The sequence below is a fragment of the Absicoccus porci genome, from assembly GCF_003725415.1.
Lineage (GTDB): Bacteria > Bacillota_I > Bacilli_A > Erysipelotrichales > Erysipelotrichaceae > Absicoccus > Absicoccus porci.
Map to the genome: position 1 here is coordinate 907,644 of NZ_RJQC01000001.1, position 23,432 is coordinate 931,075.

Genomic DNA, 23,432 nt, shown 5'->3' on the forward strand with positions numbered 1-23,432 from the left:
CTTCTAATACTCCACTTTAACTTTAAATCCAAGGCCACAGATAAAGCCAAGTTTTGACCCAAATTCCCATTCTCTTGTTTTATGATGGTAACTAACATTTGCTTGTGCACTCCCAATCGATCCGGATCCTGTCAGTGTTATCTTTGCATCAAAAAACTGAAAAGAAGATTTTACTTCACCTTGTAAGGCAGCTGCACCCACGTCCAAATCTAGTGTTTGTTCACTCGCACTTAATACCGCTTTTGCTTTCGCATATACAACGCCTACTTGACCAGATGCAGAAGCAGTTCCATAAATCATCGATTGGCCAATCCGTGCCGATGCCGTTCCACTAAGAAGACTTAAGCTCGTTGATCCAGAAAGATATATAGATGGATTAATCACTTTATTTTTCCATACGTGAATATCTACTGCACCATTCGCTTTCCATTGGCCAATATCAGCATTTAAAAGAACATAACCATATTTACCATTCTTTGTATATGCATATTGACTAGCAGCATAACTGATTTTACCGGAGCCAGTAATGGTCTTTCCTTCTTTTTTGATGATATTATCAAAGTGTGGATGAATCGATCCCGTATATGTTAAATATCCATCTTGAAAATATGAATTTGTTAAGCGTGCTTCTTTTTGTTCATAGACAATAGCACTTTGTGAATAAAAAGAAGCTATTTTTTGTAGACGTGATAGAATATCTTGATGTCTTATAGAAAGATGCGATTGAGTAAATGATAAAGGGATACAGTATTTCATCAATCGATTGGATACATGTCGATAAACTTCCGTATCAATGTTCATTCTTTAACTCATCTATTTGTTTTTGAGCAAGGATCAGTACTTGACCAATCGCATTTTGAATAGCCATTCGTTCATTGGCTGGAAAGTTTACAGCTACTTCTCTTTGGATATCAACCAAATCCCGAATGAGAGATTCATAATAGGATATGGATTTCATTGGATGCGACTAGCCAATTGTTGCTCATTCTCTTGATAAGATGCCGCTGTTTGTTGTAGAAATTGTACATACGTTTCAATTGCTTGAAGATAGGAATGAAATACCGGACGTAAGGATTGAAATTGACTGATTAACGACGCAGAAGCAGGCGATGTCCAAATTCCATTCAGATAGTTCATCTTCGCATCCACTTCTTGAAATACAGTTTGTATTTGATTTTCGCTTGTCTTTAATCGATTCGCATAATTCAATACATCGTCAGCAGAAATTTGCACATATGCCATAGCTAAGCCAACCTTCCTGCTGCCATAGCACGTTCTTGTTGTAGTTGCTCATATTGCATGGCACTTGAACGAATAAATGCACTATACTGCTCAATGATTGATGTCATACGTTTCAATTGTGGCTGAAATGCTTCCACTTTTGCAATAAATGCCTCATTATCTTTGCCTTGCCAAACACTTTGCATTTGATGCATCATCTGATTCATTTGTATGATCATTTGATCATATGTTTCTGCTTTTTGCTTCAAATACATGGCGCTTTGATACACTTCTTGAATTTCAACTTTAATTTTCATGTTATTCCTTTCTAAACTAAAATAAGATGATCACCCGATCGAATGCCATTGGTTTTTCCATCGGCATCCATATCCACAAAACGTTGTGTATCCATACAGTAAAAACATCGTTGATACGATACATGATGATTCCAAATATTTTGTGTATCTTCTAAAAACTGTGAAAATATATAGGAATCTGTTAAATAAAAAGTTAGCCATTGAGATACATCAAATTCACGAATATAAATCACTATTTCATTCATATTGAAAACTCCATACATATCGATCTTGCCAAAAATAGATATCTCCTGCTTCTTCCGGAGATATACGATGAATCAAATACGAATATTCACGATATCCCAAACCAACCCACATAAGATCGAAGTCATATTGTTTCTGTATATAACTGGCATCCGTTAAAATAGGCATACAATCAAATACATCACAAACATAAATATCTGCTTCTATATTAAAATCGTTACTTACTTGTAAAAGCGGATCAATCAACAACCATTTCTGAATCAATTGCTGGATATATGCAAAACAAGATTGTTGTACATATAGAATGAGTAAGGGATGTTGATGTTGCCAATCGATATCTTTTTGCAGGCGAACGGTTCGTCCCACTTTCAATGAAGTTTGCTTCTTAACTTTTTTGATTTTGATTGGTGGCTTTGATTTCACATAATAGAACTGAGCTAACCGATCATCGATCCATATCAATCCTTGGTCAGCCTTTGGAATTTGAAAGGTATGAAAAACACTTCGTACCATATCCATATTTTTCCAAGATAAACATAATATATAGTCCCATTGACTTTGAAAAGCATCCAAAGTCATCCAATACGAATGAATACAGATGATCATACCGATTGGATTCGACATATATTCTGTAATATCCATATGATCGATCGCATCAATAAAGAAAAAGGAGATTTCTTCATTGGCACTATAAGATTCCAACGTAGGTAAATGAACCATGCAGATTCTTTCATTTTTTAAGTGTGTCATCATAGCCAACAACCATTCATCCCGTTGCTTTTCCTGCTCATAATATAAAAGAATCTTTTCGCCCGGTTTTGGATACCAAGCAATTTGTTGTTGTTTCCAAGGAAGATCAATCATCATATCCGACAAAGACTGTGTTTTTAAATCTGGCTGAATAATCCAATGATGATTTTGAGGTTTTGCCAACAACGTATTAGTTAGGAATTGAAAGGTTGTTTCCTTCTTATCATGCGATTGACCTATCATTTTGCCATCTGCATATCCAATCCAATACGCATCCGCTTTCTGTTCATGGATCCAAAAACCTTGTCCTTTCATATAGAAATCATCTACGAATCCTACAAAAGCACCTGCTTGTTTTAAATGAGCAGCCTGTGCATTATGTAACACTTCACGACTATCTGATTCACTATTCACTTTCAAACAAATTCGCAATCGAAAGTTAGATAGAATTTGTTCATCAACGATTCCCATGGGTTTTTGTGTGGCCAAAACCAGATGAATTCCAAGAGAACGACCAATACGCGCAATCTCTTTAATTTCATTCATTGCTTCTGGATAGCGCATTTTAAACTGTGCAAATTCATCCATCACAATCAATACATGACTCATTTTTTTCTTATGAATCTGATTGTATGCATCAATATGAGCAATCTGATGTGGATGTAATTTGATAAGATCGCGCAAAATACATTGACGATGTCGCATTTCTGAACGTAAACTTTCTATCCATCTTTGTACGGCACTTTCTTCTAAATTGGTAACCATTCCAGCACAATGAGCAAATTGATAAAAAGCTTGTCCAAACGCACCCCCTTTAAAATCAATAAGAATATACTGCAACTGCTCTGGTGTATTCCGTATGATCAATTGCATCAGCAACATGGAAATCCATTCTGATTTTCCGGATCCAGTCATCCCTGCCACTAGAATATGTGGACCTTGTTTCTTTTCATCTAAATCGATCCATATTTCCTTTCCTTGATCACTTAAACCAATGGGAATCCGTAAACAACAATCGGTTTGAGGTGAAGCATTTTTAATGCTCATCCAAAAGCTTTGGGAACATGGACTTCCCTTGGCAATTGGGCGAAGATCAATCTTCTTAGAAGTTATGTTTGATATTTTCTGATCAATGGATACAGTAATATCTTGCGTTGTACAAAAAATCACAGTTGCTTCGACTTGAATTTGTAGTGGTATAGTTGAAAAGATCCATAAATGACTACATTTCATTTCCATAATGAAATCCAATAATTCTTCTTGTGAAGTCACTAATAAGGGCTGATGCTGCCACTGACAATAGCCGAATCCAAAACAACGTTCATCCCCTTTCATATGAGGATCTACCCAGATCCATTTTTCATCTTGACAAGGATGTTGCCAAACCCACTGTGCAAATAACGAAGAACCAATCATTGAATCATTAGATTCAATCCAAATGGTTTGTCCTTTTTGAAGAAATACACTTCGTTGCATATTTTGTGAATATACATCCACTTTTTCTTGCAGACATTGATACAGATGGTGATTCATTTGATCATAGGCCGGTTCTGGAAAATCGAAAGTAATCCAGGATTGTAAAGTATTCCCCACATATAAAGGATGACGAATACCATATGTTTCTTTTTGGCAAGAACATAATTGTAGGTACTTTTCTTCTTGATGTTTTAAATCTTGGCGAGCTTTTTGTACTTTGCTTTCCATTTTTGTTAGATAAGATAGATAGTTTTGATCATTTTCTACATAATCCTTTTGCAGTTGTTTCCATTGGGAACGATAATTCAACGCTCCATAAAATAAGAAGGCTACAAACATAGACATATTGGTCAAAAGCAAGGTTGGTATTTGATACTTTTGTTCCGACTGAAACAGATAATATCCTATACTTAGTAACCCACCAGACAGTAAAATAGATAAAGATGGCCCAAATATTTGTATTCGTTTTGGTTTTACAGGGGCAGGCATACAATGTGGCACTTGAATGGACATTGAAATATTTTCTTGTGAGAATGTATATTCTTCATCTTGTATGGTCCAAACTTCCCTATTTTCAACAGGAACGGATTCACACCGTTGTATGGCGTTTTTTACTCTTGTATTGATCATAAGAATAGAGCCAAATAAATACATGCTATATTCTGCAACTTGAATCCAGTCACCATCTTGTAAAACTTTTTCTTTGACTCTTTTCCCATTTACATAGGTGCCATTGGTACTTGAAAGATCAATCAATTGTTTGTTTTCGATACGAAAATGTTCAACGGAAACATGCGTAGACAGGCCTAACTTTCGACCAAAGGAAAAAATATGTTTTATCGGTATGATATGCCAATCTTCTTTGATCCAAAGAATGCGATACTCTCCAAATATCATGCCTTGATTTCTTTGCAGACATCGTTGATTGACATAAATCTTCCCTTTCATTTTCACAAACTTTAGATTGCGAAACACTTGTATGGTCTCGATTTCAATCATTTCACATCGATCATCATAAAATAGGACAACTTTATCCATGTAGCCATTTCAACCATAACGTTTGAAACCATAATTCCGATTTTGAAAATTTACGTTTTGTTAAAACGGGATGAATGATCTTTTTCACTTTTCTGGCCTGACCACTACTATCTTTCATTTTTACTTCGATAATGCATTTCTTCTTTAAAACACGAAATTCCACATATGAATGATGCATTCGATCCTGACCAATACTGGATGGTTGTATTTTTTTCCCATTGATCTTGATCCAGACAATTTTTTCATCTGGGCCGAATACCACACGAACCAAACGATTTTTCATCGTTATGATTTGAAATGAAGATGTTGATAATTGTTGCGACTTTTGTTGTAAGTGAATTTGTTGTTGATCTTCTACGATCCAAGTTCGATTTTGCACCTCCAGATTGGGTGTCAATGTTTGAGAGATAATTCTTTCTTCTGTTTTCACAGTTCCATCTTCAGCAATTATCTTTTTAGTCATACTTTTGTTTCCAAAATCATCAATAGTAGATGGTAAAAGAAAATCGGTTTCATTTCCTGTGATTTTTTCCATTTGAGATTGATTTTCCAAATGAAACGATTCTGGCTCCACTAAAGATACATTGTTTAATGATTGTTGTTTTATTGGTACTGGTAATTGATATTGGCTTTCTTCTTGAACAACACTTTCGACAGTATAGTTAACTCCTGTATTTGCATTTTCATACAATGGTACACTGGATTGTAATGGTTGATTTTCTTCTGCTGTCTTTGTATCATCCTCATCCGCTATGCGATTGATTTGTGACTTTTCATCCATATAATGCCATGTCTGGATATCCCCTTTTCTATCCTGACATTGTATGTAAGCAAAATATGTTCCAGCATCTTTACATAAATATGTCATTTCGGTTTGTGCTTGTAAAAATTCCGTTTGTTTATTATGTTCAATAATCAATGTGGATTGATCCAACAAATTACCGGTACACTGTATATTAATTTGTGCTTCGGATGTATACCCATTGTTTTCAACCGAATATGTACAATTTGGTAATTCTTGGTTTCTTTTTTCCGATTCTTGGTCGACAAACGCAACATCTTCGACCCTTTCATTCATTAGAGTGCTATCGACTTGCATCATGGGATTCGCAAGCATGATCATTGGCATCCAAACTGCATTCATCTTATTTGCCTCCATAATTGATAGAATTCACTATCATGTCCTTCTTGCTTAAAAAAATGTACTAAAGTAGATGGTAATTGTGTGATTTCTCTTTTCTGGGATCGTAAAAATAAACAATATTCAAGAAAATGATTCGCAAAAGAATCAGAAATTGGTTTCGAACTTGGCCATTGAATCATTTGTTTCCAGGCCTTTTCAGATACGATGATGTGATGTTTTAAACAATAGAGAAGAAAAGCGTCCATTTTAGACATCGATTGTTTCTTTGATAGATGTTCTACATAATGATCAAGCCAAGTCTGTGTCGGCGGGTCATCCACCCATTCCAATAAATCTGCTGATTCATCGAGAATTTTTTCCTTTGTAGAAATCGGAATGTGTTGATTGATATATTCACAAATTGAACGATCTTTTGTTTGTATAGCCTGATGAATTAAAAAGGCAGCCGTTTTGGGATTTTCATAGACATCCTTTGAAATCCATCCATTTTCTATCCATACATATAGATTAGCATTTTCTTGGGCTTTGTAAGCCAAAAGAAAATCCTGACTCGATCCCGAAGATAAATAAATATCAATTCTATTCCATTTCGAATGAAAAGAAGGAGTCACCAAGAAGACAGACAGATTCAACAAGATAAGAGCAACTACCAATCTTTTCAAACGAAGGGTCCATAGAAAGAATGTTTTTGAGGCAGGTAATAAATGACTCATTGGATATAGAAAACGAATCATCTTTTTTAATCCCATTTGATCGATCTTTTCCCTTTTATGCTTTTGTACGTCTTGATTAAATGCCGAAGCCGATACGATTGCTTCATTTCCTATTTCAATACAGGAGTTAAAATCAATCAAATACACATGGGATGAATGAACTAAGAGATTTTGAGGCTTCAGATCCACATATACATATCCTAGTTGATGGAGCGATTCCATCCAATGCATCATTTGACAAATAAATCGTTGCCGGTAATGTGTTTTTAATAATGGATGCTTTCTGATCCATACATCCAGAGTTTCTGCCTGAATATAAGTTTCTACAAGCATATATGCAACATCATTTTCTTTTACATCAACAAGTTCAGGAATATACGGATCCTGCCAATGGGAAAGAACATCTAGTTCTTTTCGCCATTGATGAATCAAAATAGGATTGGCTCTTTTTAAAACCCCTTTTTCTACATATTTTTTACCGGTTCGTACATCTTTGACCAAAACCACCCATGAAGTTTCGGTATGTTTAAATAGATGAATCCGTTGATACTTCATGGAACACCCCTGTTTGATTCGCAAAGCGAAGAATCATACCATCTTTCAGACGCATTTTTCGCTGCACTTTCTTATCATTTAAAAATGTGCCATTACTGGATTTTAGATCCATGATATAAAATCGACTATTCTGGCATAAAATTTTTGCGTGTTTCATAGAAATTTCTTTATCGGTTAAACGAATATCACATGCCATGGATCGACCAATCAAATTCACTTCATACAGTAGATCATATCGCTGATCATTTATAGAAAGATAGGCCACTGATTGATTCAGCTGTCCTAAAATATGAGTTTGTGTATCCCTTGAATCCATTGTCCTTGCTGGTTCCATATTCGATTGATACACCACATGCATAGGCTCAGCCACTTTAAATGTTTGATGTCGTTTTCTTCGAAAAAAACGTGTTGGATAGTACTTATGACGAACGGCATCGAGTCCCATCACTAAATTGGTTAAGGAAGCTTCCTTACTTTGTGAGAATTTCATTAAGAAACCAATGATTTCAAAAGATGTCGTTGTTTGTAGATGTTCACATATGTATGAAATCCAAACCTTACATATATCGTTCTGTTGCATCCATTGTTCCACTCCTACTGGTGCAACGATATAACGAAACGAATCTCCATATGGACTTACAAACACAAAATCAGGTTCCATGATCACTGGTTTATTACGATTCGCATTGATCATATCTTCAAATAAATGATGCAAGAATATATATCCTTCTTGTTCTTCAAAAACATGTTGTACAAAAACATCACCCAATCGAAGAAAATCACCTATTTGATAAGTGATTATTTGTGACTCTGCTTCCCATATGCCGGTTATACAATTTTGATCCACCTCCATTTTGTGAAAAACACCCATATCAAGCCACGTTTGATCTTTTAATTTGAGTTTTATCATCTGTGGAGATGAATATACGATATCGATCCAATCTTTCATCATCTTCACCCTCTTTTATGTTTTCTATATACTAATACGTGGAGAATCGACAAAAGAGCTAAATTATTTTAAAATATTTTTATGTTGAAAAAATGGAATCCAATCCATGCCTATTTGATCAATCCTCTAATCAATCTTTTGAGTTTGTTATTGATCAATATCTGGTATGATAATTTCACCTACATTGCAAACACCCTACATTTGCGATTTTATGTTCTATTATGGGCATGCAGCACTTTATATGGATTCTTGATCTATCCATTACAAATCTGGGATACTCTTTCCATCCCCTATAATAAAAAAAGGCATGCTTTATATTGTTTAGGCATGCTCATATGTGTTTTTATTCCTTATTTTCCTTCTTATCCTTTTTGGATCAACGATTTACATGTTTGGCTATTTATCTTCAGTTTTGGAGCAACAGTTTATGAATGGCTCAAAACATTACCTGTTCTAGCCATAATATCTAAAAAATGGTGTATTGTTCTTATCACAACTTTTCTTTTTTGTTTAATGACCTACATTTGGCTTGGTCATATGACTGGTTTTACGGAATCATTGGCATCGATTTCTTTAAATATTGTCCTCTATCTCATGCAAAAAAACCTATCTATTTGATGGATAGGCTTTTTAGACTTGTTCTTCTGCTGGATTGATATTCATTTGTGATAATTTATCTAAATATCCTTGTGCTTTGGAAACAAAACTCATTTTATTTCCCATGGCAACCACTCGTTTAAAATATACATCTGCCAATGGATAATCTTGTTCAACAAACGAAATCAAACCAATATAATAACTAGCATCCACTTGTTGACAAGCAACTCGTGCGGTTTGCAATCGCTTTAAATAATATTTTCGACAAGTATTTAATTCACCATTCATCAAGTCAATCTTATTCTGGATAGAAGCCATTTCTTCACTAGTAGCCATCACGCTTGAAAAAGTAGTACGTTGTGTTACTTTTTTCAATTCTTCCTTACAACGTTCGATAGAATGTTCATCTTTTAATAAATAATAAATATAAGCCATCAATGTCCAATATTGAATGACACTCATTTTATCTTTCTTTGGAAATCTCGTTAAAACATCTTGCGCAAGTTCTGGTTCATCCATGTAAATTAAACATTGTGCTAATATGGTATGCATCTGTAAATGTACCTTTTTGCCTCTTGTAGAATACATGATAATGGCAGACGCACACATTTCTGGATCACATTGATCATACAATAAAGAAACAATAGGCACGATATTACTGGAACGATAACGCGATAGAATATTGAAAGAAAATAAGAACACCAAAAATCCAACGATCAATATCCAAATATTGCTAACTAAGAAAATCACACAGACGACAGCAATCAAGCCCAAAGTATAAATCAATTGGATTTTTTGTGATGTCTTACGGCACATATCAGCCAATTCTTTGACTTCCATTTTTAATGGATGCCGCAATGTATACATCCGGACCAATTCCTGATCTGGCGTTAAAACACCGGAAGTAAAATCTCCAGCTTTTCCAAACTTGAGTTGAATCATACCTACAATACAAGCAATGGCTACTGGAATGACAAGGGCAATACCAATATATAAGAATACTTCTGGCACAAAGATCATCAACATGATGATGATAAATGGTGAAATATTCCATTTTTCACCAACAAATTCCATTAAACGAATAATATTAACGATACCGGCAATGGACAATCCGCTCATCGCATAAAACATAAGTTGATTTTGTTGAATATAAGAAATGACTTCACTTGGATATAAAGACATGTACACATCCATATGTTGATTTACCGAAATAAACGCAATCACACAACCCACGGCAAAGCCTATCAACATACTGATCAAATGTGACTTACAACGATATCTCCACATTATAACCTCCAACTAGAAATACAAATGCATCCAACCATTCTTCCAATTAAAATATAAAAAATAGACCTCAATTAAATTTTGCGGTCACATCACATGCAAATGTTTTTCATATCAAACTTTTCATTTCGAAAGACTCATGTCTAACTACAAGAAAAGTTTATGTTATTTTATTTAAAAATGCAAGAATGGCACTCTTTGTCAAAAGAAAAGAATCGATATTTTATCGATTCTTCTCAACAACATTTCCGTTCTTTGTCACTTGGATCACAAAATCAAAACGATTGACGTCTGTACACAATGCAAAATCTTCTTCCGGAAAAATAAGATTTGCTGGATCAAAAAATTTAGCACCAGCGCCATTTTTCAAAGCTTCTACTTCTTGCTCGATTGGAAATTCCTTCTTTTCCAGTAATGCCTTTATATACTTTGCACATAAAAGATCTTCATCAGCACGTGAAACGCCTTGGTTACCCATTGCCACAATGGAAACACAGTCCGGATTCTTTTGCTGGATATATTTAGTCACTGCTTTCGCATTCACTATAGAAGCCGTAACAATTTCATCAGCCCCTTTTGCATTCACAATACCTTGTGTTCCTGCAGAAGTTGTATGAATGATCGTTTTATGCGAAAAATCAATATTTGCGACTTCGCATGGTGAATTTCCAAAATCACATCCATCTACTTTCGCACCTTTTCGCTCACCAAATAAATACCAATCTGGATGTTTTGCTTTTAAGGCAAAGGCTTGATCTAAATCACCAATCGGAATAATTCGCTCCGCTCCTTGTTGAAACAAATAACACTCTAAACTAAATGCTCGAAATACATCAATAATAACAGTTAATCCTTTCGCTTGTTTAGCTCCGTCAATACATTCCAAAATATTGATTTCCATATTCTTTCACCTACCAATCCGTAGCAACATCTAATTGAGTGGCATTGCTTTGCGCAAATGAACCCGTATCACAAACAATTCCCATACCCAAAGAAGTAGGAAGGATTGTTCCATATGGTCGAATGCTCAAATTCGCTGCCACCATGACATATGCCCCATACATTTTAGCACCATCGGCTCTTTCCCAATAGTCCCCTTGTACACCATGTGCCTTTAAATTGGATACAACACTTGACATATCTAAATTATAATACGTTTCTTTACCGGAAGGTCCTTCAATAGATCCAGCACTAGCACTTAATACAGGACCTGTCCAAGTAGACGTTGACTCAATATTCCATTCGGCATTTTCAGCTTTAGTAGCACACACCGTTTGCCCATTCACACTCAGTGTATATTTCTTATTGGCTTGGCTTGTTACTTGATAGTGATCGCCCACTTTTTCAATTAACCATTCTTGTTTCTTTGAATCATTTTCATCTTCCATTTGAACTTGCTTTTTTGAATAGGTCAACACTTGTTGACTCGCTTGGTTTTTAATCAAAAAGGTTCCATCGTCTTGATTGATAATATCCCATTTTTGCGTACTATCATTCGCAACAGTTGATAATTGTACATTTTGATTCATCATCAAGGCCGTATTGGAAATATGACTAATCTGATAGGAACCAGAAGGTAAGGTATCTTTTGCCGATACAACAGAAACTTGCGAAAAACAACAGATAAAGCTCAACACAAACCATGTAATCATTCGTATATATTTCGTTCTCATAAAGGTATCCTTTCCACATATAAAAAAACTGAATGATATACCATTCAGTTTCAATGTGTATGATAATACCTTAAAACAGGTCTATTTGTCAAATCTGGCGGAGCCGGAGGGATTCGAACCCTCGGGGCCGTTAAGCCTACCCGAATTCCAATCGGGCCCGTTATGTCCACTTCGATACGGCTCCATAGCCACTTTATTCTACACAAAGAAAATGGCTATGTCAATCAAAATTAAATCGCATTTGACAATACTTTTCCAATGGAATCATGAATCACTAAATCTGCTTGATCATCCATCGGCGTTGCATCCCGATTAATCAAAACCAAGTGTTTGCCACGGAAATAACGAATCAATCCCGCTGCCGGATAAACCACTAAGCTTGTTCCTCCAACAATCAACAAATCAGCCTTTTCAATCGCATCAACCGCTGCATATATTGTACCTTCATCCAATCCTTCTTCATATAAAACAACATTCGGTTTAATGATATTTCCACACTTTGGACAGCGTGGAATCCCCTTCTCATCACGAGCAGCGATAGTTTGTTCTAGATCATAATGTGCATGACAATGCATACACGTATTTTTTAACACGGAACCATGCAATTCATAAACCACTTTGGATCCTGCTTTTTGATGTAATCCATCAATATTCTGTGTTACGATTGCCTTTAATTTTCCCATTTTTTCTAGTTTTGCTAAAGCTTTATGCGCCGCATTTGGTTGGGCATCTGGAAAAATCATTTGATTAAAATAAAATTCGTAAAATTCTTCTGGATTAGAAAGAAAAAATGAATGACTAATCATCTGTTCCGCTGGATAACGATATTGTTTTTTATATAACCCATTATCGCTTCGAAAATCAGGAATATTACTTTCTGTTGAAACACCAGCACCACCAAAAAATACAATATTGTTTGAAGCATCGATCCATTGATGCAATTGCTCAATATCTGTCATACAAACACTTCCTTTTCATTAATTCCATTATACGCCAAAAAAGGCGTAAACGTTGTGTTTACGCCGTCATTTTTGAAGCACTTTGTACTTCGATTTGGTATTGACCATCGACATAATCAACATGAATCGTCGCATCTTTGATCGTACCAGTTTCAATGATCTTCTTAGCAATTTGCGTTTCAATTTGTCGTTGAATATATCGCTTCATTGGACGAGCACCAAACACTGGATCTACACCCATTTTAGCAATGCGCTGATAAACAGCATCCGTTACTTCTAATTGAATATCACGTTCGGCTAAACGATGTGATAATTCATTTTTAAACTTACGCGCAATTTGAACGAAAGCACTTTCATCCAATGCATTAAATACCACAATTTCATCAATACGATTGATAAATTCTGGTTTAAAATGACGTTTTACTTCATTCAAATATTTTTCTCGACGCTCGTCATTACTGATATTCTCAAATGCATATTGACTACCTAAGTTACTTGTCATAATAATGATGGTATTCTTAAAGTCAACTGTTACACCTTTGGAATCTGTGACTCGACCATCATCCAATACTTGCAATAAGACATTGAATACATCTGGATGGGCTTTTTCAATCTCATCAAATAGTACAATACTATAAGGATTTCGACGAACAGCTTCTGTTAATTGTCCACCTTCATCATATCCGACATATCCAGGAGGCGCACCGATTAAACGCGACACACTATGTTTCTCCATATATTCGGACATATCAATACGAACAATATGACGTTCATCATCAAACAATTGTTCAGCCAATGCCTTTGCGACCTCGGTCTTACCAACACCTGTAGGACCTAAGAACATGAATGAACCAATTGGTCGATTTTCATCTTGAATTTGTGCTTTACTACGCAAGATTGCATCCGTTACTAACTCTAACGCCTCATCTTGACCAACGACACGTTTGGATAGATTATCTTTCAACCGCAATAATTTCTTACGCTCCGATTCAACCAATCGACTCACTTCAACCCCTGTCCATTTGGAAACGATCTTGGCAATCATTTCTTCATCAACCGTTTCTTGAATCAATGCATTATCGTCTTTTTTCAAACTATCGGCTTTTTGAATTTTCTTCTCTAATTCTGGAATGACACCATATTGAAGACGAGCTGCTTCTTCATAACGTGCATCATTTTGTGCTTGTTGCAAATCCAAACGAGCTTTTTCCAAAGCCTTTTTATCTTCTTGCGAATTGGCTAAGGCTGCTTTTTCATCTTCCCATCTTGACCGCATTTCATCACGTTGTACTTTCAATTGACCCAATTCTTCTTCAATTTCATCGCGACGTTCAATAGCTTTCTTATCGGTTTCTTTTTGTAAAGAAGTCTTTTCAATTTGTAACTGCAAGATCTTACGCTCTAATTCATCCAACTCTTGTGGCATACTTTCCATTTCTACCTTCAAAGTGGCACAAGCTTCATCAACTAAATCAATCGCTTTATCTGGTAAGAAACGATCGGTAATATAACGATCGGATAAAGTAGCTGCACTAATTAATGCTTCATCTTTGATCTTTACACCATGGAAACTTTCAAAACGATCTTTCAAACCACGTAAGATACTAATGGTATCTTGGACACTTGGTTCTTGTACCATAACACGTTGGAAACGACGTTCCAAAGCTGCATCTTTTTCAATATATTTACGATACTCATTAAATGTTGTGGCACCAATACAATGCAACTCACCACGTGCCAACATTGGCTTTAATAAGTTAGCTGCATCCATGGAACCTTCCGTTTTACCAGCACCTACTAGATTATGGATTTCATCAATAAACAACAAGATTTGACCATTGCTTTTCTTGACTTCATCCAAAATGGATTTTAATCGTTCCTCAAATTCTCCACGATATTTGGCACCTGCAATCAACGATCCCATATCCAATTCAATCAATCGTTTATCTTTAAGAGATTCTGGTACATCGCCCTTCATGATACGCCAAGCTAAGCCTTCAACAACAGCTGTTTTACCAACGCCTGGCTCACCAATTAAAACTGGATTATTCTTTGTTTTCCGGGATAAGATTTGCATCACACGACGAATCTCATCATCACGACCAATAATTGGATCGATCTTACCATCACGAACATCCTGTACTAGATCACGACCATATTTCTTTAAAGCTTCCACATTGTCTTCTGCATTTGGAGAATCATACTTTTTACCATTTCGACGTTGTAGTTCTGCTTCTTGACAAGCTTTTTCGTTTAAATGGAACTCACGTACCAAACGTTTTGAAATATATGATTCATTGAACATCAAAGCTAACCAAACACTCGCAACCGATAAATACGTTTCATCATGCGCTTTTGCCCATTTTTCAGCTTTCTCTAACGATCTTTGAACCGTTGTTGAAAAATTGAGATTTTGAGAAGGACTAGACGCAATATGACCTTCTTCATCACGAATGATTTCTAATGCTCTATTTTTATCGATACCGACACGTTCAAACAAACCATCCAGAATATCATCTTTAAAAATAGCCGCTAACAAATCAATTGTATCGACGCTAGGATGTTGTTTCGATTGTGCATCATTAGCAGCATCCATCAATACTTTCTGTAATCTTTCTGACATGTGTTCATAATCCATAGGGCACGCCTCCTTTAGCACTCTACTTATTCAACTGCTAACTGTAGTATAGCACAATCTTTAGCACTGTCAACACAAAAGTGCTAATTTTTTTATATTTTCTTTTTCTCCCCATTATGGACATTTCCAACAAAAACGAATACACTAAAACATGGAAAGAAACGAGGTTAGAAAATGAAAAAAGCAAAACAACTCATGGATTCTGTATATTGGGTTGGTGCCCGTGATATCAACAATCGTCATTTTCACGGCGAACTCTATCCCATTGATGAAGGATGTACGTATAATGCTTATTTAATTGTAGATGACCAAGTCACATTGATTGACACAGTCGAAGAAGAATTTAGTCAGGATTGCATCGAACGCATTCAATCTGTATTAGGAGATCGTCCGGTTGATAATATTATCATGCAGCATGCAGAACCTGATCATTCGGGTGGTTTGTTAGAAATCAAAGCCATTTATCCAAATGCGAAAATCTATGCATCCGTTGGTGGTGTACGCAATATCAAAGCACAATTTCCAATTGATTTTGAAATCCAGGCATTAAAGACAAAAGATACCTTAAATACTGGAAAATATAATTTCGTATTTGTCGAAATGCAGATGATTCACTGGCCAGACAATATGCTGACCTATTGTCCAGAACTAAAAACAGTATTCTCTAATGATGCTTTCGGACAGCACATTGTCAATTATCAATTAACGGATGAAAACTTGGATAAAGGATTCTGCCTTGATCAAGCCAAAGAATACTTCGCAAATATCGTGCTTCCTTATACAGCACAAGTCAAAGCAAAGTTAAACTTTATTAAAAGCTTAAACATTGAGATTGAAACTATCATGCCTGCACATGGTATTATTTGGAAACAATATGTACCCGATATTCTAGCCGCTTATGAAGATTATGCCAATTTAACCCCATCGAATAAGGTAGTTATTGTCTATCAAACCGTATGGAAACATACCCAACAAATGGCTGAAGCTCTTGCCGAAGGTTTCGGCGATGCCGGTATGGATGTAAAAATCTATCCATTATCAACTACAAAATCATCGATTATTTTTAAAGAAATCGTTGATGCGAAATTGATTTGTGTCGGTTCTGGTACCTACAATAATGATATTTCTTATAGCGTTGGTGCTTTCTTGACACATCTTCGTGCTGCAAAACTAAAAGGCAAAAAAGGATTAGGCTTTGGTGCCTTTGGTTGGTTCCCAAAAGTACCTTCACAAATTGATCAAGCATTAACAGATGCGGGACTTGAAAATGTACATGATGCCATTTCGCATGTATTCAGTCCAAAAGCAACTGATTTAGAAAACTATTACAACATTGCTCAAGAAATTGCCAAAGAATTATAAATCATACAAAGTAGCATACGCAAACATGCTACTTTTTTAAAAAGGAGACCAATATGTCAAATCCAAAATGGCCAGGCCCACCTGGTTTAATTCCTGTAACAAGTGGTCATGCTGATGATGCCAATATCATCAATCGAAACTATTTGGATTGAATCATGGTCGAAATGCGTGTCATCGATGCCAATCTACCCGATTTACATACCAAAATATTCGGAAACATGTATGATAGTCCCATTATGATGCCAGCTTTTTCCCATTTAAATAAAGCTGGCATTACCGGTCGTACCCCTATGGAAGAATCTGCCAAAGCAGCGACTGATTTACATCTTTTGAATTGGGTCGGTATGGAAAGCAATGAAGAATATGAAGAAATCGTGAAGTATGCACCGGGTTCGATTCGTATCATTAAACCATTTGCTGACCACGCTCGCATTCTATCTGAAATTCAATTTGCGAAAAATCACGGTGCCATTGCAGTTGGCATTGATATTGATCATATTGTCGGAAACGATGGAAACTTTGATATTGTCGATGCCATCCCTTTAGGACCGATTACTCAAGAAGATCTAAATACATATGTGAATGCAGCAAGTATTCCTTTTATTGCCAAAGGAGTACTCAGTGTGCAGGATGCTTGTAAGGCAGCCAATGCAGGATGTGCTGGTATCGTTATTTCTCATCATCATGGAAGAATTCCTTATGGTATACCGCCACTTGCTCTATTGCCAGACATAAAAAAAGCTTTGCAGGACAAAGACGTAAAGATCTTTGTAGATTGTGGTATGAATAGTGGCTATGATGCCTATAAAGCATTGGCATTGGGAGCCGATGCTGTCAGTGTCGGAAGAGGCATTCTTAGCCCTTTATTAAAAGATGGCTCACAAGGTGTTATCAACAAAATCCAACGAATGAATGAAGAACTCAAACAACTCATGATGTATACAGGCATTGCCAATACATCCTCTTTTGATGCTAGTGTCATTCATTTTCTATAAGGCGTTGTCTTATAAGCAACGCCTTTTAATATGTGAATTAGGAAGCAAACGCAATCCTTTGGGAATCTTATTTTTGATATGTTTACCATCGCTTTTTCCAAAGCCAAATGGATACCCATCTACGCATACAGCAATATAGCCCTTCTGACTTGGATGCTCAATTTCCAAACCATGCATAAACGCATCGATTTCCTCCAATGAAAGATTGGTTCGATTTTTATATGTATCGATCCATTTTGCATTCATATAAAAAGCATGCGCTGGTTCAAAACGTTTTTTGATACGCTCTCCTGCAAAAATGCCTTGGCGTAAACAGTGCAATCCTTTCGTTTGAATAAAGGAATGATCCATCACATAAATTTTATCCTTTTGCATTTCATGATATTTTGGCACAAAACCCAATTGTTCTATAAAAAACTCTTTGGTGATGGCATCGATTGGCATGGATTTTTGAACAGGCAAACGATTCGTTGCTCCACTTTTTTTATGTAGTTTCGCAACAAAATGCCCCTCCCCTTTATCCATAGGAAAAATTCGAATCGTGTTTTTTATAAACCCCGACCGGCCAAAAGAAACACCCGGATCTATCAATTCCATATCGGGATATGTATCTAGAAACCACTGTATCACATCTTCATTCTCTTCTTTCGCATAGGTGCAAGTGGAATACACCATGGTCCCGTTTCCTTTTAATAATTGATAAGCACTCTCCAAAATTTGTTTCTGTCGCTTCGCACAAAATTGAATATGTTCCACCGACCATTGATCCATCGCTTCATCATGCTTTTTCATCATTCCTTCGCCACTACATGGAGCATCTACAAGAATACGATCAAAACAACGAGCAAATTTAGTTACCAATTGAGATGGATCATTATTTAAAACCATCATATGTTCTATACCCATTCGTTCCATATTTGAAAGCAGAATGCGTGCACGTTTACTATCATATTCATTCGCAACTAAAAAACCTGTATCTAATTTAGAAGCAATTTGCGTACTTTTACCACCTGGTGCAGCACAAAGATCCAATACCACATCATCGGGTTGCACATCTAAGATCTCAACGGCACTGGATGCACTTGGTTCTTGCAGATAAAATAACCCTGCTAAATGATAGGGATGATTTCCCAAAGCTTCATCGACATAGTATTCATTTTCTGAAAATGGTGCTCTTTTTAAAGAAAGTTTTGGTTTTTTCCATTTTTGTGGATTCACACGTAATCCCCGATACATGGGTCGATCTAAAGAAGATAAAAAATCATCCATTTCATTGGGTATATACGATTGAATTCGGTTTAAAAAATCAGGATTCATAATTAAGCTCCTTAAAATACAGATTCTGGACGAATGCGACAAGCAATATCGGAACAAGTCGCTGGTTGATTCCATCCACAGCCCCACGCAAAATCAGCACCTTGACGAAATCGAGCAACCGCTGCTTGTACCGAAATTCGTAAGCGAAAAACTTCAATATGTGTATGTGGTCCCGTCGAATTTCCACTATTCCCTGATTTCGCTATGATATCGCCTTGATGAATTTGTTGACCAGCTACCACATGAATTTCATTGGATAAATGATTCAAACTCACTGCAAAGAGTTGCTCATTGACAGCCATCAACATACAAATGGTATTTCCTCCGCCATATGGCCAACCACAATAATTGCCTAAATAACCACAATTTGTTGGAACCGGTGCATCCGCATATAATACAAGACCATTCGCACCCGCTTGGATTGGACTATATAAAGGCGAAGCAACATCCAGTCCTAAATGCAATCCACCACCAGGATAAGACCACGTACCTGCGCTTATTGTACCATTTTGAATAAAAGGAATCCAACCTGTACTATAACCATCCAAACGAAGTGCATTGTCCAATGGACAAGCATAATTGGTAGTTTGTTTTTCGGTCATGACCGAACCATAGACAGGAAGGTTTTTCTCACCAGGAATCATTTTTTGCCATTGAGGCGTCCCTTCATCAATAATTCCTTGAAATTCATTTTGAAAACGGTTGCCCAATTGCTCTTGGCACTTACTTAATCGTTGCATCCAACTATCACATTTTTTTATCTTCTTTTTGATTTTTCTGATGCGCAACGTATTTTTATTTCGTTGTTTTATCATTTTATGATATTTCTGCTTCATCATTGAAATATCTTTTTGCGTTTTACGATGTCGCAAATACGTACGAATACCAATGACCGCTATCGTATTTTGACACTCTTTCTTGGAAATATTCAACTTTATTTTTAAAACCTCTTTTTCTAATCTTTTGTTTTTCAGTATCAACTCTTTTTGTAGCTTTTTACATTCACTTTTTTTCTGTTGCAACTGTATGTACAAGTCGCGCATTTCTTTGGAAACGGTAGGTGCTTGTGCTTTTGACACAACACGGACAGCTTTCTCATAATGTGCAATTTTTGATTCAAAATCAATCGTAGCACCAATGATAAACGGAATTAAAAAAAGACAGACAAAAATTTTCCGTAACATGTACGACTCCTTTCCTGTCTGTCTTCTTCTTATTTTTTCATGGAATAACTGGTTACGATCATCATAAAAAACATCATCGTCTTTAATGGTTCAATCGTGCCATCAACCAATCCCATAATAGCGACAATACTAGTTAACGCTAAAATCAAACCAAATAAGGTTCGATGAGATGTATATAATTTTTTTATATTTTGAATTTGTACACCCACATATCCAGTTAATATCCCAGTACCGACGATTCCATGGGATAAAACCATGTCGATATAAATATTATGCGCATGCGATCCAATGTGATTTTTATAAATAGGATGCAATAAATGAAACGTCCATGGTCCTCGACCAAACAATGGCCTTTGTTTGATTCCCTCCCATGCGTAGGACCATATCGTAAATCGACTGGTAATGGTACTCGTATCATCAAATCGAGGAATCAATGTTGGCATATGAATGATCAAAGCCAACAAACCAACCAAACACAAACAATAAACTCCTAATAGAATCTTTTTCCTGAAACATATTAATAAAATTGGAATCACAATAACCAAGGGAACCAATGCCGATCGGCATCCCGTTAATAAAACTAATCCAAATTGAAACAACGCAAGGATCACATACCATATTTTCAAAGATACTTTCTTAGTTTGAAGAAACCGATATAAAATACAAGCCAATACCATATCTAGCATCAAAGCATAAATATTCGCATTTTGAAACGTAGTCATGATTCTTCGTTTCGGACTATTAAATATATGAAAATCAAAAAACGAATATCCACCAGCATGGGATATTTGCGCAAATTGTACTAAGGCATACATGCCATTGATCAGGGAACAAAGGGTTGTCCACTCAATGATATACATAAACAACTTTTCATGGATATGCCCTTGATAGTATCCGATAAAAGCAAACAATCCTAAAAAGCCTAATGTAATCGTTAATCCATATCCATTGATATTGATCAAACTGACTATCCCAGATAAGAGTAAAAATAAATAGATATACTTCTTCCCTGTCTGATTTTCCATGAGTGTTGGAATCATTTTATCTTTCCACAATATATATACGTCTAATACCGTTAAAGCGACCAAAAAAAGGGTATGAGGAAGAAAGATACTGGTAACCATTGCTAAAATGATCCAATCATGAATAGAAAACGATCGCAAATCGTTACGAATTGTTTGCATTTCTATTCTCCTTTGGATTTTCGACTAGCGGCAATCACGGCTTCCATCACACTGGATCGAAAACCATCGGCCTCCAAAGTACGAACACCTTCAATCGTTGTTCCTGCGGGAGAACAGACTTGATCTTTACATATACCTGGATGATTTCCTGATGCAAGAACAAGTTTGGCCGAGCCTAAGACTGTTTGAGCTGCAAATTGATAGGCCATTTCTCGTGGCATTCCTTCATGAACAGCACCATCTGCCAAAGCTTCAATAAACATATACACAAAAGCTGGACTAGAACCAGAAAGCCCGGTTACGGCATCCATCAAAGATTCATCAACACTGGCAGCAATTCCGAAACAAGAGAGCAGTTTTTCGATAATTTGTTGATTGGTATTATCACAATTCGCATTCATCACATAGGCTGTACAACCTTCATTGACCATGGCTGGTGTATTTGGCATACAACGTACAATCTTGTGTGTTTGTATAAATTGAGTTTCTAATTGATGTAATGTAATACCTGGTGCAATACTAACAATCAAAGTATCGGCTTTCACTACATCACGTATTTCTTCAATAATCAGAGAATATATTTTTGGTTTTACACTTAATACTAAAATATCACTATTTTTAGCTACGACACAATTATCTGTCGTTGTACTCACACCGTATAAATCTTTTATTTTTTCTAACTTTTTCGATGTACGATTGGATACAAGAATATCTTCATTTTGTATCCATTTTGCTTCAACGATTCCTTTTATCATCGCTTGGGCCATATTGCCACAACCAATAAATCCAATTTTCATATTAACACTTCCTTATGTTGGTATCTTAACATAGACTGAAAACGAAAATCATTCATTTCCGTAAAAATGCCTGCTAGCATCATAAACTATGCTAACAGGCAAAGTAACAAAAGGATGGATATAGAGCCTTTTGTGTGTATATTATAACATACAATTTGTACAATATTAGAAAATGCAACGAATATTTATATGTCGATATTATCAACCTGTGTAAAAGATGCTGGTTCTTAGCTCCTTCTTCAACCTATGTATTTAAATTTGAAATAATAACAGGAATTACATTTAGACATTGATTTAAGTCCTTATTGTGTATTGTACTTTAAAACTGATCAATTTTTGAATAAATCGTAATTCAAAATTGACCAGCTGGGGGTGAAGACATTTTTCTGGACTCTCAAATTAATCCTAATTACTTTCTATACTCCATTGGACTCTTATATCCCAATGATTGTTTTTATCTTGAAATCCAATGCATTACTATGTAAATTTTCATATTTTATTTTACTTGCGTTTTATATTTCATCTCTTCGATGATTAAGAAATTTTCCACATATAAATTCAATAATATCAGATAATCCTAGTCTTAAAGCCTTTTATAATCAATCATAGTTTGTTCTATTCTGTCTTCACTCAAATCAACATTATCCTCTATTTCTTTTATCATAGAATTGAGTATTTCACTTTTAGTCATGTCGGAAACGTAAAACAACTCTCCATCTTCCGGAAATATCCACTGTTTTACTTGTTCCATATTGTCCGAATATTCTATACAGAATGCCTGAACATCTGGAAAAGCATGAAGTAAAAAACCGAAATTTGAAAATTTCATATATTCTTTGTCGCCAATTTTATGGATTCCGTATTTTGATACTAGTTTTTTTTCAAGAAAATTTTTATAACTATAATATTTATTCATCAATCTTCTCTCCATTCAATTTGATAAGGGGGTGCGGACAAATTCTTGGACCTTGTTATTTCAAATTAGTCCCAGACTTTGCCTGTACTCCATAGGGCTCAAATAGCCCAACGATGCCTT

22 protein-coding genes and 1 tRNA gene are annotated in these 23,432 nt (G+C 35.8%); 3 read left to right on the top strand and 20 right to left on the bottom strand.

The window, feature by feature from the left end:
* Window positions 1-3: 3 nt before the first annotated feature.
* Genes EDX97_RS04510 through EDX97_RS04545 form a run of 9 tightly spaced genes read right to left on the bottom strand, consistent with a single transcriptional unit; the run spans window position 4 to window position 8,409 of the window.
* Window positions 4-801: a hypothetical protein gene (locus EDX97_RS04510; protein ID WP_128519978.1), complete on the bottom strand. Its 798-nt coding sequence runs from the start codon at window positions 799-801 to the stop codon at window positions 4-6.
* On the bottom strand, window positions 791-958 hold the full coding sequence (locus EDX97_RS11685) for a hypothetical protein (protein WP_173446407.1): 168 nt from the start codon (window positions 956-958) through the stop codon (window positions 791-793). Before EDX97_RS11685 ends, EDX97_RS04510 begins: the two co-directional genes overlap by 11 nt.
* On the bottom strand, window positions 955-1,242 hold the full coding sequence (locus EDX97_RS04515) for a WXG100 family type VII secretion target (protein ID WP_128519979.1): 288 nt from the start codon (window positions 1,240-1,242) through the stop codon (window positions 955-957). The genes EDX97_RS11685 and EDX97_RS04515 overlap by 4 nt, the downstream gene beginning before the upstream one ends.
* Window positions 1,243-1,244: 2 nt before the next feature.
* A complete protein-coding gene (locus EDX97_RS04520; RefSeq protein ID WP_128519980.1) occupies window positions 1,245-1,538 on the bottom strand; it encodes a WXG100 family type VII secretion target in 294 nt (97 codons plus the stop codon).
* Between the two features lie 11 nt (window positions 1,539-1,549).
* Window positions 1,550-1,783, bottom strand: a complete 234-nt coding sequence (locus EDX97_RS04525) for a hypothetical protein (protein ID WP_128519981.1) — start codon at window positions 1,781-1,783, stop codon at window positions 1,550-1,552.
* Window positions 1,776-5,045 (bottom strand): FHA domain-containing protein, encoded by a 3,270-nt coding sequence (locus EDX97_RS04530; protein WP_128519982.1) that lies wholly within the window; start codon window positions 5,043-5,045, stop codon window positions 1,776-1,778. Before EDX97_RS04530 ends, EDX97_RS04525 begins: the two co-directional genes overlap by 8 nt.
* Complete coding sequence (locus EDX97_RS04535) at window positions 5,038-6,189, bottom strand: hypothetical protein (protein WP_128519983.1); 1,152 nt, start codon at window positions 6,187-6,189, stop codon at window positions 5,038-5,040. Before EDX97_RS04535 ends, EDX97_RS04530 begins: the two co-directional genes overlap by 8 nt.
* Window positions 6,186-7,457, bottom strand: coding sequence for a protein kinase domain-containing protein (locus EDX97_RS04540; protein ID WP_128519984.1), 1,272 nt, complete (start codon window positions 7,455-7,457; stop codon window positions 6,186-6,188). Before EDX97_RS04540 ends, EDX97_RS04535 begins: the two co-directional genes overlap by 4 nt.
* The gene (locus tag EDX97_RS04545) at window positions 7,429-8,409 is read right to left on the bottom strand and encodes an FHA domain-containing protein (protein ID WP_128519985.1); all 981 of its coding nucleotides are present in this window, start codon (window positions 8,407-8,409) and stop codon (window positions 7,429-7,431) included. Before EDX97_RS04545 ends, EDX97_RS04540 begins: the two co-directional genes overlap by 29 nt.
* Before the next feature lie 78 nt (window positions 8,410-8,487).
* On the opposite strand from EDX97_RS04545, the gene EDX97_RS11690 reads away from it, so the two are divergent.
* On the top strand, window positions 8,488-9,024 hold the full coding sequence (locus EDX97_RS11690; protein WP_128519986.1) for a hypothetical protein: 537 nt from the start codon (window positions 8,488-8,490) through the stop codon (window positions 9,022-9,024).
* A gap of 12 nt (window positions 9,025-9,036) precedes the next feature.
* Here the strand turns inward: EDX97_RS11690 and EDX97_RS04555 are convergent, their stop codons facing one another.
* The 6 genes from EDX97_RS04555 to EDX97_RS04580 all read right to left on the bottom strand — a co-directional run bounded on the left by EDX97_RS04555 (window position 9,037) and on the right by EDX97_RS04580 (window position 15,557).
* Window positions 9,037-10,290, bottom strand: a complete 1,254-nt coding sequence (locus EDX97_RS04555) for a hypothetical protein (protein WP_128519987.1) — start codon at window positions 10,288-10,290, stop codon at window positions 9,037-9,039.
* 220 nt (window positions 10,291-10,510) lie between these two features.
* Window positions 10,511-11,188, bottom strand: a complete 678-nt coding sequence (locus tag EDX97_RS04560) for a 2-phosphosulfolactate phosphatase (RefSeq protein ID WP_128519988.1) — start codon at window positions 11,186-11,188, stop codon at window positions 10,511-10,513.
* Window positions 11,189-11,198: 10 nt separating this feature from the next.
* The gene (locus EDX97_RS04565) at window positions 11,199-11,960 is read right to left on the bottom strand and encodes an RICIN domain-containing protein (RefSeq protein WP_128519989.1); all 762 of its coding nucleotides are present in this window, start codon (window positions 11,958-11,960) and stop codon (window positions 11,199-11,201) included.
* 95 nt (window positions 11,961-12,055) lie between these two features.
* Window positions 12,056-12,144 (bottom strand) — tRNA-Ser (locus EDX97_RS04570).
* A 46-nt stretch (window positions 12,145-12,190) separates the two neighbouring features.
* Complete coding sequence (locus EDX97_RS04575; RefSeq protein ID WP_128519990.1) at window positions 12,191-12,919, bottom strand: NAD-dependent protein deacylase; 729 nt, start codon at window positions 12,917-12,919, stop codon at window positions 12,191-12,193.
* A gap of 58 nt (window positions 12,920-12,977) precedes the next feature.
* On the bottom strand, window positions 12,978-15,557 hold the full coding sequence (locus tag EDX97_RS04580) for an ATP-dependent Clp protease ATP-binding subunit (RefSeq protein ID WP_128519991.1): 2,580 nt from the start codon (window positions 15,555-15,557) through the stop codon (window positions 12,978-12,980).
* Window positions 15,558-15,731: 174 nt separating this feature from the next.
* Between EDX97_RS04580 and EDX97_RS04585 the strand changes: the two genes are divergently transcribed.
* Together EDX97_RS04585 and EDX97_RS04590 are read left to right on the top strand one after the other, a co-directional pair.
* On the top strand, window positions 15,732-16,919 hold the full coding sequence (locus tag EDX97_RS04585) for an FprA family A-type flavoprotein (protein ID WP_128519992.1): 1,188 nt from the start codon (window positions 15,732-15,734) through the stop codon (window positions 16,917-16,919).
* Between the two features lie 155 nt (window positions 16,920-17,074).
* A complete protein-coding gene (locus EDX97_RS04590) occupies window positions 17,075-17,914 on the top strand; it encodes an alpha-hydroxy-acid oxidizing protein (protein ID WP_221175879.1) in 840 nt (279 codons plus the stop codon).
* A gap of 9 nt (window positions 17,915-17,923) precedes the next feature.
* On the opposite strand, the gene EDX97_RS04595 is transcribed toward EDX97_RS04590, so the two are convergent.
* From EDX97_RS04595 to EDX97_RS04615, 5 genes are all read right to left on the bottom strand, one after another.
* Entirely contained in the window at window positions 17,924-19,231 is a 1,308-nt protein-coding gene (locus EDX97_RS04595; protein ID WP_128519993.1) for an RsmF rRNA methyltransferase first C-terminal domain-containing protein, read from the bottom strand.
* Between the two features lie 11 nt (window positions 19,232-19,242).
* Entirely contained in the window at window positions 19,243-20,415 is a 1,173-nt protein-coding gene (locus tag EDX97_RS04600; protein WP_128519994.1) for a M23 family metallopeptidase, read from the bottom strand.
* 29 nt (window positions 20,416-20,444) lie between these two features.
* On the bottom strand, window positions 20,445-21,599 hold the full coding sequence (locus EDX97_RS04605) for an O-antigen ligase family protein (RefSeq protein WP_128519995.1): 1,155 nt from the start codon (window positions 21,597-21,599) through the stop codon (window positions 20,445-20,447).
* 2 nt (window positions 21,600-21,601) lie between these two features.
* Window positions 21,602-22,396, bottom strand: a complete 795-nt coding sequence (gene proC, locus EDX97_RS04610; protein ID WP_128519996.1) for a pyrroline-5-carboxylate reductase — start codon at window positions 22,394-22,396, stop codon at window positions 21,602-21,604.
* Between the two features lie 583 nt (window positions 22,397-22,979).
* The gene (locus EDX97_RS04615; RefSeq protein ID WP_128519997.1) at window positions 22,980-23,312 is read right to left on the bottom strand and encodes a hypothetical protein; all 333 of its coding nucleotides are present in this window, start codon (window positions 23,310-23,312) and stop codon (window positions 22,980-22,982) included.
* Window positions 23,313-23,432 lie beyond the last annotated feature (120 nt).

Coding starts and splice junctions, on each gene's coding strand:
- EDX97_RS04530 (WP_128519982.1), bottom strand. CDS start 5,045: ATGGATAAAGTTGTCCTATTTTATGATGATCGATGTGAAATGATTGAA.
- EDX97_RS04585 (WP_128519992.1), top strand. CDS start 15,732: ATGAAAAAAGCAAAACAACTCATGGATTCTGTATATTGGGTTGGTGCC.
- EDX97_RS04520 (WP_128519980.1), bottom strand. CDS start 1,538: ATGAAAATTAAAGTTGAAATTCAAGAAGTGTATCAAAGCGCCATGTAT.
- EDX97_RS04540 (WP_128519984.1), bottom strand. CDS start 7,457: ATGAAGTATCAACGGATTCATCTATTTAAACATACCGAAACTTCATGG.
- EDX97_RS04510 (WP_128519978.1), bottom strand. CDS start 801: ATGAACATTGATACGGAAGTTTATCGACATGTATCCAATCGATTGATG.
- EDX97_RS04575 (WP_128519990.1), bottom strand. CDS start 12,919: ATGACAGATATTGAGCAATTGCATCAATGGATCGATGCTTCAAACAAT.
- EDX97_RS04560 (WP_128519988.1), bottom strand. CDS start 11,188: ATGGAAATCAATATTTTGGAATGTATTGACGGAGCTAAACAAGCGAAA.
- EDX97_RS04545 (WP_128519985.1), bottom strand. CDS start 8,409: ATGATGAAAGATTGGATCGATATCGTATATTCATCTCCACAGATGATA.
- EDX97_RS04580 (WP_128519991.1), bottom strand. CDS start 15,557: ATGGATTATGAACACATGTCAGAAAGATTACAGAAAGTATTGATGGAT.
- EDX97_RS04565 (WP_128519989.1), bottom strand. CDS start 11,960: ATGAGAACGAAATATATACGAATGATTACATGGTTTGTGTTGAGCTTT.
- EDX97_RS04555 (WP_128519987.1), bottom strand. CDS start 10,290: ATGTGGAGATATCGTTGTAAGTCACATTTGATCAGTATGTTGATAGGC.
- EDX97_RS04590 (WP_221175879.1), top strand. CDS start 17,075: ATGGTCGAAATGCGTGTCATCGATGCCAATCTACCCGATTTACATACC.
- EDX97_RS04615 (WP_128519997.1), bottom strand. CDS start 23,312: ATGAATAAATATTATAGTTATAAAAATTTTCTTGAAAAAAAACTAGTA.
- EDX97_RS04525 (WP_128519981.1), bottom strand. CDS start 1,783: ATGAATGAAATAGTGATTTATATTCGTGAATTTGATGTATCTCAATGG.
- EDX97_RS04515 (WP_128519979.1), bottom strand. CDS start 1,242: ATGGCATATGTGCAAATTTCTGCTGACGATGTATTGAATTATGCGAAT.
- EDX97_RS04605 (WP_128519995.1), bottom strand. CDS start 21,599: ATGCAAACAATTCGTAACGATTTGCGATCGTTTTCTATTCATGATTGG.
- EDX97_RS04535 (WP_128519983.1), bottom strand. CDS start 6,189: ATGAATGCAGTTTGGATGCCAATGATCATGCTTGCGAATCCCATGATG.
- proC (WP_128519996.1), bottom strand. CDS start 22,396: ATGAAAATTGGATTTATTGGTTGTGGCAATATGGCCCAAGCGATGATA.
- EDX97_RS11690 (WP_128519986.1), top strand. CDS start 8,488: ATGTTGAAAAAATGGAATCCAATCCATGCCTATTTGATCAATCCTCTA.
- EDX97_RS04600 (WP_128519994.1), bottom strand. CDS start 20,415: ATGTTACGGAAAATTTTTGTCTGTCTTTTTTTAATTCCGTTTATCATT.
- EDX97_RS04595 (WP_128519993.1), bottom strand. CDS start 19,231: ATGAATCCTGATTTTTTAAACCGAATTCAATCGTATATACCCAATGAA.
- EDX97_RS11685 (WP_173446407.1), bottom strand. CDS start 958: ATGAAATCCATATCCTATTATGAATCTCTCATTCGGGATTTGGTTGAT.